The 14,214-nt window shown below is 35.7% G+C and carries 13 protein-coding genes; 3 read left to right on the forward strand and 10 right to left on the reverse strand.

Going from position 1 to position 14,214, the window contains the following annotated elements; all coding sequences use genetic code 11:
- Positions 1 to 14: 14 nt before the first annotated feature.
- The 6 genes from H8B04_RS06920 to H8B04_RS06945 form a co-directional block, all read right to left on the reverse strand.
- The gene (locus tag H8B04_RS06920) at positions 15 to 1,157 is read right to left on the reverse strand and encodes a DUF58 domain-containing protein (RefSeq protein ID WP_223815312.1); all 1,143 of its coding nucleotides are present in this window, start codon (positions 1,155 to 1,157) and stop codon (positions 15 to 17) included.
- A gap of 185 nt (positions 1,158 to 1,342) precedes the next feature.
- Positions 1,343 to 2,344: an AAA family ATPase gene (locus H8B04_RS06925; RefSeq protein WP_223815313.1), complete on the reverse strand. Its 1,002-nt coding sequence runs from the start codon at positions 2,342 to 2,344 to the stop codon at positions 1,343 to 1,345.
- Positions 2,341 to 3,546 carry a DUF4350 domain-containing protein gene (locus H8B04_RS06930; protein WP_190301865.1) on the reverse strand — a complete coding sequence of 402 codons (1,206 nt, stop codon included), beginning with the start codon at positions 3,544 to 3,546 and terminating at the stop codon, positions 2,341 to 2,343. Before H8B04_RS06930 ends, H8B04_RS06925 begins: the two co-directional genes overlap by 4 nt.
- On the reverse strand, positions 3,543 to 4,340 hold the full coding sequence (locus H8B04_RS06935) for a hypothetical protein (protein WP_190301866.1): 798 nt from the start codon (positions 4,338 to 4,340) through the stop codon (positions 3,543 to 3,545). Before H8B04_RS06935 ends, H8B04_RS06930 begins: the two co-directional genes overlap by 4 nt.
- The gene (locus H8B04_RS06940; RefSeq protein WP_190301867.1) at positions 4,333 to 5,247 is read right to left on the reverse strand and encodes an ABC transporter permease; all 915 of its coding nucleotides are present in this window, start codon (positions 5,245 to 5,247) and stop codon (positions 4,333 to 4,335) included. The genes H8B04_RS06935 and H8B04_RS06940 overlap by 8 nt, the downstream gene beginning before the upstream one ends.
- Complete coding sequence (locus H8B04_RS06945; protein ID WP_165291417.1) at positions 5,235 to 6,200, reverse strand: stage II sporulation protein M; 966 nt, start codon at positions 6,198 to 6,200, stop codon at positions 5,235 to 5,237. Before H8B04_RS06945 ends, H8B04_RS06940 begins: the two co-directional genes overlap by 13 nt.
- 32 nt (positions 6,201 to 6,232) lie before the next feature.
- Here H8B04_RS06945 and H8B04_RS06950 point away from each other — a divergent pair, with 32 nt between their 5' ends.
- The gene (locus H8B04_RS06950) at positions 6,233 to 6,961 is read left to right on the forward strand and encodes an RDD family protein (RefSeq protein ID WP_190301868.1); all 729 of its coding nucleotides are present in this window, start codon (positions 6,233 to 6,235) and stop codon (positions 6,959 to 6,961) included.
- 54 nt (positions 6,962 to 7,015) lie between these two features.
- Here the strand turns inward: H8B04_RS06950 and fabD are convergent, their stop codons facing one another.
- The 4 genes from fabD to H8B04_RS06970 form a co-directional block, all read right to left on the reverse strand.
- Positions 7,016 to 7,906: an ACP S-malonyltransferase gene (fabD, locus tag H8B04_RS06955; RefSeq protein ID WP_165291415.1), complete on the reverse strand. Its 891-nt coding sequence runs from the start codon at positions 7,904 to 7,906 to the stop codon at positions 7,016 to 7,018.
- A 74-nt stretch (positions 7,907 to 7,980) separates the two neighbouring features.
- Positions 7,981 to 9,216, reverse strand: coding sequence for a M16 family metallopeptidase (locus H8B04_RS06960; protein ID WP_165291414.1), 1,236 nt, complete (start codon positions 9,214 to 9,216; stop codon positions 7,981 to 7,983).
- A 96-nt stretch (positions 9,217 to 9,312) separates the two neighbouring features.
- A complete protein-coding gene (locus tag H8B04_RS06965) occupies positions 9,313 to 12,114 on the reverse strand; it encodes an outer membrane beta-barrel protein (RefSeq protein WP_165291413.1) in 2,802 nt (933 codons plus the stop codon).
- 22 nt (positions 12,115 to 12,136) lie between these two features.
- Entirely contained in the window at positions 12,137 to 12,892 is a 756-nt protein-coding gene (locus H8B04_RS06970; protein ID WP_165291412.1) for a hypothetical protein, read from the reverse strand.
- Positions 12,893 to 13,033: 141 nt separating this feature from the next.
- On the opposite strand from H8B04_RS06970, the gene H8B04_RS06975 reads away from it, so the two are divergent.
- Positions 13,034 to 13,630: a ribonuclease HII gene (locus H8B04_RS06975; RefSeq protein ID WP_190301869.1), complete on the forward strand. Its 597-nt coding sequence runs from the start codon at positions 13,034 to 13,036 to the stop codon at positions 13,628 to 13,630.
- Between the two features lie 69 nt (positions 13,631 to 13,699).
- Positions 13,700 to 14,214: helix-turn-helix domain containing protein (locus H8B04_RS06980; protein WP_190301870.1), on the forward strand; the 515-nt coding region annotated here is incomplete at its 3' end.

Here is a 14,214-nt window from a genome sequence, read left to right on the forward strand (position 1 = left end):
CCGCCTTTTTATTTTTATATCAATCCTCTCGCTTTTATTTCCAGATACTTATTTATCGATTTTATGCTTAAATCTTCTGGTGCTGTATAAATCGTTTGCAAGCCATTTCGATTTAGTTCTTGAATTATCAAGCTCTTGTCGTAGACAAACTTTTCTGCTATAATCTTATTATAGATTTCAACTGAAGTTCGGGCTTTCTCTTTAGCCATTTCAATTAATTCCGTATTTTTGAATACAACCACAACGACGATGTGGCTTTTTGCCATCATGCGCAAATAAGACATTTGTCTATTCAAAGCATCTAAGGTTTCGAAATTACTATACAAAAATAGCAACGAACGCTTATTGACATGACGTCGCATAAAAGCATATAGATTTCCAAACTCAGATTCTTCAAAGTTGGTGGTGATTCCATACAACTTATCTGAGATGAGCTTCATTTGCTTATTATTTTTTTCAGGAGGAATATGATTTTCTACTTTACGACCAAACGTCAACATCCCAGCTCTATCCTGTTTTAATATGGCGGCATTGGATAATACTAAGGTCGAATTAATCGCATAATCCAACAATGTCATTTCATTGAAAGGCATACGCATGACGCGACCTATATCGATAAAGGAATATATAGGTTGCGATTTCTCTTCCTGAAATTGATTCACCATCAGGCGATTGTGCTTCGCCGATGCTTTCCAGTTCATATGTTTATATTCATCTCCTTTCACATATTCTCGGATATGGTCAAATTCCATTGTGCTTCCGATTCTACGAATACGCTTCACCCCCATTTCGACCAATCTATCCGTGGTTGCCAAAAGCTGATATTTGCGCATCTGAATAAAAGAAGGATAGCATGGAATTTCTAATGGCTCATCCAAGGCAAACTTTCGTTCGAACAATCCCAAATGACTGACCAGCACATTACATTTCCCAAAAGCATAAACACCTCTCTTTTTGGGATTTAGTGTGTACTCAATTTGTGTCTCTTTGCGAGGCAAAAGCTCTACTTCAAATTCATTCGCTCGGACCTGAAGCTGAATCGGTATTTCTTCCAGTACACGAGCTTTTATATTCGTCGGAAAAGCACTTCTCAAACTTATGACGAAGGGATTTTGGTCACCATTTGATAATTTATCAGGATATTGACGTTTAATCATAAGCTGATGCTTCGGAAGATTTAACATCAACAAATCCCAAAAGCAAACTCCTATAAAAACCCACAGTAAAATAGTAGTAATTATACGTAGAGGCTCTAGGTAGAAAGAAAGCGCAAAACACGCCGCCAAACCTAGCAACACATAAAAGAACCTATTTTTGATATACAGCCTCCGTAAATACTTCATTATCTTGGAATTTCTACACTTTCAACAATCTGCTGTACGATATAAGTAGGTGTAAAGCCTTCCATTTCCTTCTCTGGTGTTAACTGAATACGATGCGATAGAATAGAATCGGCTACATATTTAACATCTTCAGGCGTTACAAAATCACGACCTTGCAGGGCAGCCGAAGCTTTCGAAGCTTCTAAGATAGCGATGGAAGCACGCGGCGAGGCACCTAAGGACAAATAGGGATTCGTGCGTGTTTGCAATATTATCTGTGCGATATATTTCAATAAATCTTCATGAACGAAAACCAATTTAACCAAATGCTGGAAATGGATAATTTCATCTACCGAAATCACTTCTTGAACTAAGGCCTCTTTGTTTTGGGCTTTTTGTTCGTGATGTTCTTTTAAGATTATTAATTCCTGATTAAAATCGGGATAGTTGACATCGATTTTAAACAAAAAACGGTCCAATTGTGCTTCTGGCAAACGATATGTTCCTTCGTGTTCGATAGGATTTTGCGTAGCAAAGACAATAAAAGGACTAGCCATCGGATAGGTCTTTCCATCCACCGTCACCTGTCGCTCGCTCATACATTCAAACAGCGAAGATTGAGTCTTCGCGGGAGCACGGTTGATTTCATCAATCAAGATAACATTACCAAAAATAGGCCCCTTGCGGAACTCAAATTCATTAGATTTTAAATCCAAAATCGTAGAACCTGTAACATCCGAAGGCATTAAATCTGGTGTAAATTGAATCCGCTTGAAAATGCTGCGAATGGATTTTGCAATCAATTTAGCGGTCAAAGTTTTAGCAACGCCAGGCAAACCTTCAATCAGAGAATGTCCGCCAGCCAATATCGCCAGCAGAAGCATATTTATTACTTTATCTTGTCCAATGATGACTTTTTTGACTTCATCACGTACCGCTTCAAATTTACTTTGCAATACGCTTAGGTCTATTCTATTCTCAAAATCAGGTTGATATCTTTCCAAATTTTCTTGTTCCATCATATGAAATTGGCTTTTTGTTTAAAATCTTCAATTTTTTGATTTACTAATTTAACATCCGCGAGTGATGCCTGCTTTTTATTTTTATAATGCCCAATGAGCTGCAAAAGCGATTTGGTTTCTTCCAAATCTACGGTTGACTTTGAAGACAACTGCTTTATAAAACGTTCGTCATCTAGCTTTAAAGTATCCAATTGATAATTGTTCCGAACATCAAAAAGAAAATATTCAATTTTCTTCTGAATGATATTACCTGGATCTCCATTTTCGTAATACAAATTACCTATTGTCTGTGCAAATTCCTTTGACTTATTTGGCTCAGGGGTAATAACAGGAACTGCACGTTGTTCTCTTTTGGATTTGAAAATCATTAACATGACCAGACCAAACAATAATAAATACCACGCTTGCCTAAACCCAGGCTGTTGAAGTATGACTCGCAAAGGCGTCCTCGGTTGCGTCCAATTATAGGCGTAATCGGACAACCATATTTCTTTACTCTTTATAATGTTAAGTGCTTTAGTCACATAATTGTAGCTTTTCTCTTGCAACATATAATAGTTCCCAAAAACCGCAGGAAGCAGATGTAAATAGATGGAGCCTTTGCCATGTGATACTTTGATAAAATTTGGCAGTGCTCTTCCTCTTGCATTCAAATAGCCTAAAACAGTGGTATTATCTGGGTTAAGTTTAGAAAACACAGGCATATTAGTCACTTTATCCAGATACAGTCGAGCCGTATCTTGACCTAAGGTGTAATACACTGACCGTGGAGTAGGTCTAAACTTTGCATAGTCTAGGAGTTCAAAATATAATCCAAGCGTGTCCAAAAATTCATCGGTAATAGATTTACCGGAGAGAAACACTTCACCTCCATTTTCGACATAGCTGAGAAGACTCTTTGTATCATGCTCATAGATGCTATGAAACTCACTAATGTCAATAATAGCGCGTTGAGTGAATGCTAATGAATCAAAATTGGACAGCAATTCATATGTGGATTCACCAAAATTGGTATACGTACGATCCGTTCCTAAAATGTTCGGTATCTCTTCTCTAAACACATATGTCCCAAAAGGAATTTTATCCCTAAATAGATAAGTTTCACTCCAATCAATCGGTTTTTTGGCACTCGAATCTATGAGAGCAATTCCCAAAAAGACCATCAGCAAAAGTAAAATTCCTAACCAAGAACTTCTTTTCATGACCACCTCCTTTGAAATGCCTTAAATTGGTTCGTAATCTCCTCAAATTTTGCTGCAGTGATGGTAAATTCACCAAACCACACATAGTCGAATAAAGCAGAACATTTTTTGAAATCATTTTTCAACTCGCTCTGCTCAATTTCATCCGTTAGCTCCAGATTTGTTTTGCTTTGATCCCAAACTATGATATTTTTCTTTGCCAAAAGCTGTATATTCAAAAGCTGCTGATAGCGAATCGCTAAAGCGTAATTATTCGATAGTACAGCATTATTTATGTAATTATTGATATCAATTTCCAACAGATTTTTTTCTACAAATTCAACAGTCTGCTCGTCATCCAGCAGATCTTCTTTGGGATTGATAATAAACTGCTTTCCCGAGAAGAATAATTTGTACAGCAGAAATACGACCAATACCACCCCCAAGACGCCCAATAAGTCATAGAACCATTGTGCAGGACTCACGTTGACATCTGGGAATAAATCGCTAAAGAACTTATTAATCCACTCTTTTATCGAAGACCATACACTCAACTTGTCCGATATGCTTTCTATATATTCGAACTCTTTGCTTTGATAACTGCCTATCATCTCCTCAAAACTCTGTCCATTGGCAACACTTAATGACTCAACTTTGGGAATATTATGATAATAATCTTTTTTCCAATATTCATATTTAGGTGTATTTTGTTCAGGCTCTACTCCTTCTATAATAGCTGTTGTAGAATCCTGCTGAATGGAATAAGACGAAAGAGTGATTAACACGAAGAATAAACAAAACAAGAATTTATACATCTTTGCCTCCCAACTTTTCTATACGTGCAAATACATCTTCCCCAAACTTAAGCTCCTTTGCCGTTTCGTAAATAATGCCATAACTAATCACAGATAGCATATAGTACACCATGAATAAAAGGACTACTACAAGACTTCCAAAAGTCGCTATGCCACGTCCCCATTCGGATTCAAAGAAATCATTGTTGAAGCCAATAGCATTATAACTAATGACAAAAATAATCACAAAGGGAATGATTGTAATGATACTTAATAAGGCTTGAAAGATAAAGGAAACAATATAAGAGGCTGTACCGTATTCAAAGATTTTAGTACGGAGCAACGTAAAAGCTCCTCCGAAACAATCAATAAGGTCATAGTAATCTTCTCGGTAAAGCATAAAAGCAGTAAAAAACCACATGCCAATCATAGAAAATAAAATCCCTGTAGCAAATGTTCCTACAATAGGAATAAAAGCTGATAAAAGTGCAGCAATGGCAACAGGCAAAGCTATCAACACCCCTACCACAAGCATTGCCAAAAAGAATCGAAGATAATAGGCTATGCTTGTGCGAAATTGCAGCCACACTTCCTTTGAACCAAAATCGATTTGCTTACGATTACGTAGAAGAATAAAATATTCTATTGTAAATCCAAAAGCAAAAATGGATATCAAAAGGACCAAAAGCCCTAAACTGACAAAGCTAGCGCCGATATTAAAGTAGTCTACGTTGGAGAAATTGGCATTGAATCGCATTTGGGTCGTCAGATAATACCCTATCAACACGACAATACAAATCGGCACAATCAGTAATTTAAACAAGACCGATACTAAATGTCGATTTATTACTTTTAATAAGTTGATAAAATCCTGAACAAATTCTCCCAACTTTCGCTCACGCTTAAATTCGAAGTCTATTTGTCCCATCCGTATTTTAGAGCCATTTGTTTAGGTTTTACGATATATACATACACAATGGATAGCAAAGAAATCGCGATGATAATTAAGCACATCCATACAGACACTTGATAATATCGAGTTACATATCCTTCGAGTGTACCTGCCATTATAAAGAAAGGTATAGTGCTAATTAGTACTTTCGCTGCATGCTTTACCGTACGTTTGAAAGATTCTAGTCTAGTATATGATTTTGGAAAAAGAATACTGTTGCCCATTGCCAGCCCACATCCTCCGGCAATGACAATCACAGAAAGCTCAATGGTACCATGTATCCAAATAGCTGTCATTGCTTCGCTCAGGACATTATATTTAAAGAAAAGATAATGAAAGGTTCCGACCATAATACCATTCATCATCAGAATATACCCTGTGCCTAGGCTGAAAAAAATACCATAAATAAATGCAAAGAAAGCAACTTGCACATTATTAATCGTGATAGCCAGTGCCCCTCCCCAATTCGACCCTTGTTGATACACGCCAGCTGGATTTCCTTCTTTGATATTTTGTACTGTCATATCCACATAATGCGAACCCATGATAAATTTCAAGAAACTCTCTTCATAATGTGCCGAAATAAATCCAATAACATTTGCCAACAGAAAAATCAGCAAAGAGTACACTAATTGCTTTCGAATCTTCCAAATAGATTCAAATATCTCGTAAGTGAAAAAATGACTTAATTTGTTGCTGGAAGATTTTTGGTCTTTATAAATTAATTGATGTGCACGAATGGACAATTCGTTCAAATAATCTTTGGTTTTACTTTGGGGATAGAAAGTCTGTGCGTAAGCTAAATCGTTAGTCAGTTCTATATAATTTGAGGCCAAAATATCAGGGTCAACATTTACAATATTGAGTAAATTATTTTCAATTAACAACCATTTTTCTTTATTTCGTTCTATAAAGGAAGCCTCTCGCATACTTTAAGTTAAAATTGACGTTAACCAAATATATGAATAAGCTATTAATAAACACACCGCAAAACGTAAATTTCGAATACAAGCTAGCTCCTGTTGGTACGCGTATTATAGCTTTTGCATTAGACTATGGTGTAATGCTATTGTATATATTTTCGGTTGTACTATTCTTAAGGTCAACTAATATTTTAGATGGTTTAGACAAATGGGCTTTATACGGCATCTATTCCTTGGTTTATTTACCAGTCTTTTTTTACACTATTGGTTGTGAGATGTTGCTAAACGGTCAGACTTTGGGAAAAAGAATTATGAAACTGAAAGTGGTTAAAATAGATGGCACACGCGCTACTTTCTATCAATACTTTATCCGTTGGGTGGCAAATGCAGTCGATATATTCTTAAGTATGGGTGGTGTTGGATTGACCTCTATTATTCTTTCACAAAAAGGCCAGCGATTGGGTGATATTGCTGCTGACACCACTGTAATAAGTCTCAAAGAAACGCTTAATTTGAAGCAAACTGTTTTTGAGGAACTTGCGAGCGAACATCAAATCGTATATCCTGAGGTGTATAAAATTTCCGACCAGGAGATTAATGAGATAAAAGATATTTACAATACCGGCTATCGTCGCAAAAATTATGAAATCATCAAAGCATTAGCTGCGCAGGTGGAATTAATGATTGGAAAAAAAAGTGAAGAACTGCCCGAGAAATTTGTGGCTCAAGTAATTCAAGATCATTATTACTCTTTCAAAGACAATTAAAATAGAAAATGCGACCTTTTGAGTCGCATTTTCTATTTTAATAATATAATGTCATTATTCTGCAATAGAAGCAGAAGATGTTTGCGCTTGTCTATCTACTTTTTTCACTAAACCTTGCAACACATTTCCTGGACCAACTTCTACGAATGCTTCTGCACCGTCAGCTAACATATTTTGAACGGTTTGAGTCCAACGTACAGCGCCAGTTAATTGCGCGATTAAATTAGCCTTGATTTCTTGCGGATCTGTGTATGCTTTAGCATCCACATTTTGATAAATTGGACAAATAGGCGATTGAATGTTTGTCGCCTCGATCGCTGCTTGCAATTCAACTTTAGCTGGTTCCATTAATGGTGAGTGAAAAGCACCACCTACATTTAATTTTAAAGCACGTTTTGCACCAGCTTCCGTTAATAAAGCACAAGCTTTATCTACACCTTCGATAGAGCCAGATATCACCAACTGACCAGGACAATTGTAGTTCGCTGCTACCACTACATCTTCTACTTGTGCACAAACTTTTTCAACGGTTTCATCATCCAAACCTAAAATCGCTGCCATCGTAGATGGTTGCAATTCACATGCTTTTTGCATCGCATTCGCACGTTGAGAAACTAATTTTAAGCCATCTTCGAAAGATAAAGCTCCTGCTGATACTAAAGCTGAGAATTCACCTAGAGAGTGACCTGCCACCATAGAAGGTTGGAATTTATCCCCTAATGCTTTTGCTAAAATCACGGAGTGCAAGAAAATAGCAGGTTGTGTTACGTTTGTTTGTTTAAGATCTTCGTCTGTACCATTGAACATGATATCTGTAATACGAAAACCTAAAATATCGTTAGCTTTCTCAAATAAAGCTTTCGTCTCTTCGTTAAGATTGTACAAGTCTTGACCCATTCCTACGAATTGAGCGCCCTGACCTGGGAAAATGTAAGCTGTTTTCATGACGACTTATTTTCTTGTTAAAGGTTATTATCAAATGGAAAATATTGGGCAAATATAACAATATTGTGCAAATGCTATTCTTCCTCTGGCACAAAGCTCAAGGAAGTCAATTTAGACTCGTCAAAGAATTCCGTAGAAAGTGCTAAAATATCATTTTCAGTCACCTCCTCAATTTTATCAAAAACCTCTTGTAGAGGAATGATTTTACCGTAATCAATGATATTTTTTGCTTCCGCAATAATCATACTCATACGATTTTCTTCCGCCAACGCGATTTGACCTTTGAATTTTTGCTTTGCTTGTTTTAATTGGTAAGCTGAAATCGGTCCATGTTTGAGTTTATTTAATTCTTTGAATACTAAAGAAACGGCCTTTTTCAATTTTTCTTCATCCGTACCCAAATAAATATTGAAGTGTCCGCAATCTGTATACATCGTGAAATTGGATTCAATCGTATATGCAATACCGTATTTTTCACGTATACCAAGATTTAATATCGAACTCATTCCAAATCCACCCAACATATTATTCAATAACAGCATAGCTGTTTTTCGTTCATCAAAAATACCGAAGGTTTTGATACCTAACATGTAGTGCGCTTGATTAATTGGTTTATCGATTACGATTTGTTGTCCAATATTTTCAAAAGTAACCTTATCTTGTCGGGTACGGCTATTGGATTTTATCTTTCCAAAGATCTTATTCCCAATACGTTCTACTTGAGCTAATGAATAATTACCTCCAATTGCGATAACGATTTCATGTGTATCGTAATTGCGCTGCATAAAATCTAAGATATCCTCCTTTTGCAAGGCCTTGAGATCATCTTCCAAACCTAGAATATTATGTCCTAATCCTGTTCCTTTGAATAATAAATCCTCAAAATCATCCATAATGGATTCTTCAGGACTATCCAAGTATGATGCCATTTCATCCAAAATAACACCTTTTTCTTTCTCGATTTCGTTCGCAGGAAAGGTAGAATGAAACAATACATCTTCAAAAAGATCCAAAGCACGCTCTAAATGTGGATTCAAAAATGAAGCGTGTAGACAAGTATATTCTTTAGTAGTGTACGCATTTAAATCCCCACCTACTTGCTCTAGACGATTCAAAATTTGGTTGGTGGAACGGCGCTCTGTACGTTTAAATAATAAATGTTCGATAAAATGTGCAACACCATATTTCCCTTCCTGTTCGTCACGAGCTCCCGCATTGACGATCATGCATGTATGAGTGATGGGTGAATTTTGGTAATGCAACAATATTCTGATACCATTATCCAATTGGATAAGATTGTATTCTTTCATTTAGTTATCTATTATTTAAATTGATTGCAAAACTACACAATAAAAACAAAAACGGCTGTAAGTTCTTACAGCCGTTTCGTTTATAGTATTTTCAAATTACATTCTTGGACGACGCATGCCACCTGGACCTTGCTCCTGTTGGAAAGGATTTACTCCAGAGAATTTTTGCAACTTGAACGTAAATGTCAACATAAAGTATCTAGCCAAACGATTTGTACGACTGTCTGTCAAGATTTCACCTACAGTACGGTTTACATTTGTTTGCTCATTTAATAAGTCAAAACCTTGTAAACGAATAGTACCACGTTGACCTTTTAGTAAACGTTGTTCAATATAGGTGTTGATAATAAATGGATTTACATTTGAAGAATATCCCTTATTAAACTCTTTTGAAAGATCTAACCCAAAAATAGTAGTTGGGGTAATATTAACTGAACCGATTATGTTAGGTGTAATTTTTGACGTATTACGATTATTTAAATCAATCAACGAAGAATTTGTAATCGTATAGTTGTAACGTACCCCAGGATTAATCTCTAAATTCTCAGATGGATTATATCTAAAGAATAGCATTTGATTGATTCCAATATTATCGGTAATATTTTTCTTGAACTCAAAATTCGTTAATTCAGAATTTTGATAAACAATACCCTTATTATAAGAGATACCTCCACCATACATTAAATTATATGTTTTTTCTTTCAATGATTTTCCATAGTGATAGAAAGAGTTGATAGAATAAACTGGTTCTGATTCGTTTTGATATCCTACTTCTTGAATTGCACCTAATCCCGCTTGTGTCGTGGTCTTGTTGTAAGAAACAATCTTATCATTTGTTAACTCAGCTCGTACCATCGCAAAGAAATTTGTTCCTTTTTGGAAATCTCCCGAACGGTATCTTAAATTCATAGAGTGTCTGAACTCTGGATCCAACTCAGGATTACCTATCGTTGTATAAGTTTCACTTGTTGACACTTCAAAAGGTAATATTTGAGTCACTGAAGGCTCGTTAGATCTACCTGAATATTGTAAAGTAATATTAGATTGTCTTGAGAATTTGTATTCAAAACGAGCAATCGGAATAAAGTTTAAGTTTTTACGATTTATTAGTTCTGTTGTCGACCCATTGAAAGCATCACCTTTCAAAGTAGATGGTTGAAGTGAAGCACCCAACGAATATTTAAATTTCTCTCCATCATACATATAGCTTGCGCCTACACGATGCGTGGTGAAAGCATAATCGTAATCATAATTATAATTCAATATTCCTGATGCAGAACTTCCTTCAGAAGCTAATAAATCTTGCTTATTATGATTGTCATAATCATTATTATTCCAATCGTAAGTTAATTCGATTTTACTTTTCTCTGTTAAGGGCTCTGTATAAGAAACAGAAGCTCCTGCATTCCAACTCTTATTGCTTACTTCACGATAAGTTTTTTCAAAAACGTCCGCAGCTGGAAGATTTAAATTATTAGGATCTGTCAACCAACGTTCCAATTCACGATTATATTCAGTTTCTGTTACAGCATTGTCATAGTTAAAATTGAAGAATAAGTTTCTTCCCTTATCGTTCAACTTACGATTATATAATCCCGAAAAATTATAACGAGGAGCAGTAGATTCATTAATTTCGTTAGTTACTTGATAATTACTAAAATCTCCACCAATCAATTGTCTTACTTGATCAAGATTGTCAATATTATTATTTCCAAAACCTAATTGAGGGGAAATTTTAATATAATCTCTATCTGTAATATTCCATTCTAAATTACCTTCAAATCGGTGATTTGCTCTAATGCTATTGTTTTCTTTATCCGAATCTTCTTCAATAGCTTCTGCTAAACGGTTTGTATAAGAATTACTTAATGTATTATTATCGTCTCTACCAAAAGAATAAGAACCATAAGCTTTCAATTTGTCAGAGAAATCATGACGTATATTAACCCCTATAGAACCAACATTCGTAATACCTTCAGAACCGCCAAACATTCCTCCGCCTTGACGACCTCCGCCTCCACCTTGACGTCCACGAGCTCCACCGCCCATAGAATTAAAGTCAAACAATGGTGCGTTCATATTATTAAGGTTACCCAAAACAGAAACTTGTGTTTTATCTTGTAATCCCATCCACATACCTGTAGCTTGGTAACGTTCTTCAGTACCACCACCTACACGTATTGTCGACATATATCCTTTATTATATTGAGGATCAATTTGGATATTCAAAACTTTTGTAGACTCTCCTGATTTATTACCTGTGATATTAGCCATATCACCGTAGTCGTCTACAATTTGCATTTTTTCAATGATGTTCGCAGGTAAATTTTGAGTAGCTGTTTTGACATCACCACCAAAGAAATCTTTACCGTTGATACGAACACGTGTTACTTGCTCTCCTTGAGCAGTCACATTACCGTCCTTATCGACATCAACACCTTGCAATTTTTTCAAAGCATCTTCAGCAACAGATCCTTCTCTTAATTTAAGGTCCTTCATTGCATATTCTACTGTATCACCTTTTACTTGAACAGTAACCACACCCGCTACTACGACTTCTTCGATCATATTCGCTACTGGTGTCAATTGGATAGTAGGAACCAACATACGAGATTCTCCCGCAGGGAAAGTATACTCTTTTTCGAATGGTTCGAATCCTAAACTTGCGATTTTGATTTTAAAATTATCTGCTTTCACATTGTTGAAAGTGTAGATACCTCCAACCGAAGAACTTGTACTTAACGTATCTGTCGCAGATATGAATTGAACAGTAGCTCCTGATACAATTCTTGATAATGAATCACGCAACAATCCTTGCACAATTTTGTTGGACTGAGCCTGTGAGCTTAGGCTCAAACTCATAAAAAATACAGCTATTAAAGCGCTATAAAACCTCATATTTAATGTGTGTAACTTATTTCTATTTTATCGTATCAATAACCCAAATTTCAGTATCTCCCTTATACGGATTTTTAAGTGTATTTTGCATCATCGGTCGCCCCATCATCCCATAACCATAAGGCGAATACATATTATTATTTCTCTTTCTTGCATTCTCTGCTGCTTTTTTAAGCATAGCAAATTGCGTGTTAATTCCCAAATGAACAGCTATTTGATTCGACTTCACTCCAACTAAATCCAACGGAATCTTCGCCTCATAAACTAAACATTTATTACTGTCCACTTGTACTTTTGCTTGTATTCCGTAGTCATTGTCTAATGCTAGAACTCCATCTCTTACTCTTCCAAAACCTGTTAAATAATAACCATTAACATTATTCAAGAGCTCTTGTTCAAATTTTTTTTGATCCATTTCCTCATCGTTGGCAATAGCGCGTTTACGCTCTCTATCCCAATAAGGAAAATTTAACCTCGCTCCATCTTTCTTTTTCTCATCGTAACTGATGTCTACAAAAAGCCCGCCACGAAAAGCTTCTCTTTGTAACTGAAGATCTTTGACAACAATAGCAACAATCAATTCATTGTTTTGTTCAGTTATCCCAAATGACCAAAAATCATCGGCTACTGCGTTCAAATTGCCGCCCCAATCTTCTACATTTGCATCAATGGTTAGGTCGTTAGTTCTTGCGAAAGAATAGTTGACTTTTTTGTTTTTCTGTGCAAATGATATAATTGGCAGTAAAAAACATATCAGAAGAAAAGTTAGTTTGTTCATCAATTTTCCTACTTATTGTTACATTTGCTTTAGACACCATCAAAAAGGGATGGTTTAAAATGCGATACAAAAAAAAGAATAACTTATTGTATCCTATACAATTTTTTCACATATCACAGAGAAGTTACATATTATCTAAGCATGTTACTATCACATTTTCAAGAAGATTTAATCGAAGCCGGTTGCGATGAAGCGGGAAGAGGGTGTTTGGCAGGACCTGTTTTTGCAGCCGCCGTTATATTCCCAAAAGAATATTATAATCCTATCTTAAATGATTCCAAGAAACTTTCGGAGAAAAAAAGAATGGAACTTCGTCCAATTATTGAACGTGATGCTTTGGCTTTTGCTGTCAAACCTGTGAGTCCTCAAGAAATTGATAAAATCAATATTCATAATGCTTCTTACAAAGCAATGCATTTAGCACTAGATGCCCTGCATATACGACCTGAACTATTATTGATCGATGGTAATAGGTTCATTCCTTATCCAAATGTTGCACATCAGTGCATTATCAAAGGAGATGGCAAATACCTTTCAATTGCTGCTGCTTCTATTTTAGCAAAGACTTATCGAGATGATTATATGACAGAACTAGGAAAGGAATTTCCACATTACGATTGGGCAACAAATAAAGGCTATCCAACGGTAAAACATCGAAATACTGTCCTGGAATTAGGTTTTACACCGCATCACCGTAAAACATTTACAGTAAGCAAACCACAACTCACATTATTTTAATATAAAAATTAAGGGCTTTTCGAATTGCACTGCCCCCAAAAAGTTAGACACTTTCTGGGGGCATTTTTTATGGAAAGAAAAGTAAAATACAATTTAACGTTTAAGAAGACTTGTATTGATTTATACTTTAAATCGTCACAATCAATATTAAGTATTAGCACGGAAAATAGTGTATCTAAAAGTACTCTGAGTCGATGGATTCAGGATTATGTAAAGTATGGCCTCACGGGTCTTTATCCTAAGAAGAATCAAAATTACTCTTTTGATTTTAAGTACAGGGTGCTTCAAGTCATGGAGCGAGAGAAGCTTAGTCTTAGTGAGACTCGTTTGAAATTTAAGATTCCCAATGATTCTATCATTGTGCGGTGGCGTAATATTTTTACTAAATTTGGATTAGAAGGTCTTAAAAGTAAACCCCGAGGCCGTCCTAGAAAAATGAGTACTAACAAACGTAAAGCATATAAATCTCAAAAACCTTTAACTAGAGAAGAAGAACTTTTACTGGAAATCGAACGGTTACGTTGTGAAAATGCATTTTTAAAAAAGTTCAATGCCTTAATTCAAGCGGAGGAAGAAAAACTAAA

Source organism: Sphingobacterium litopenaei, from assembly GCF_014692495.1.
In the GTDB taxonomy this organism is placed as follows: domain Bacteria; phylum Bacteroidota; class Bacteroidia; order Sphingobacteriales; family Sphingobacteriaceae; genus Sphingobacterium; species Sphingobacterium litopenaei.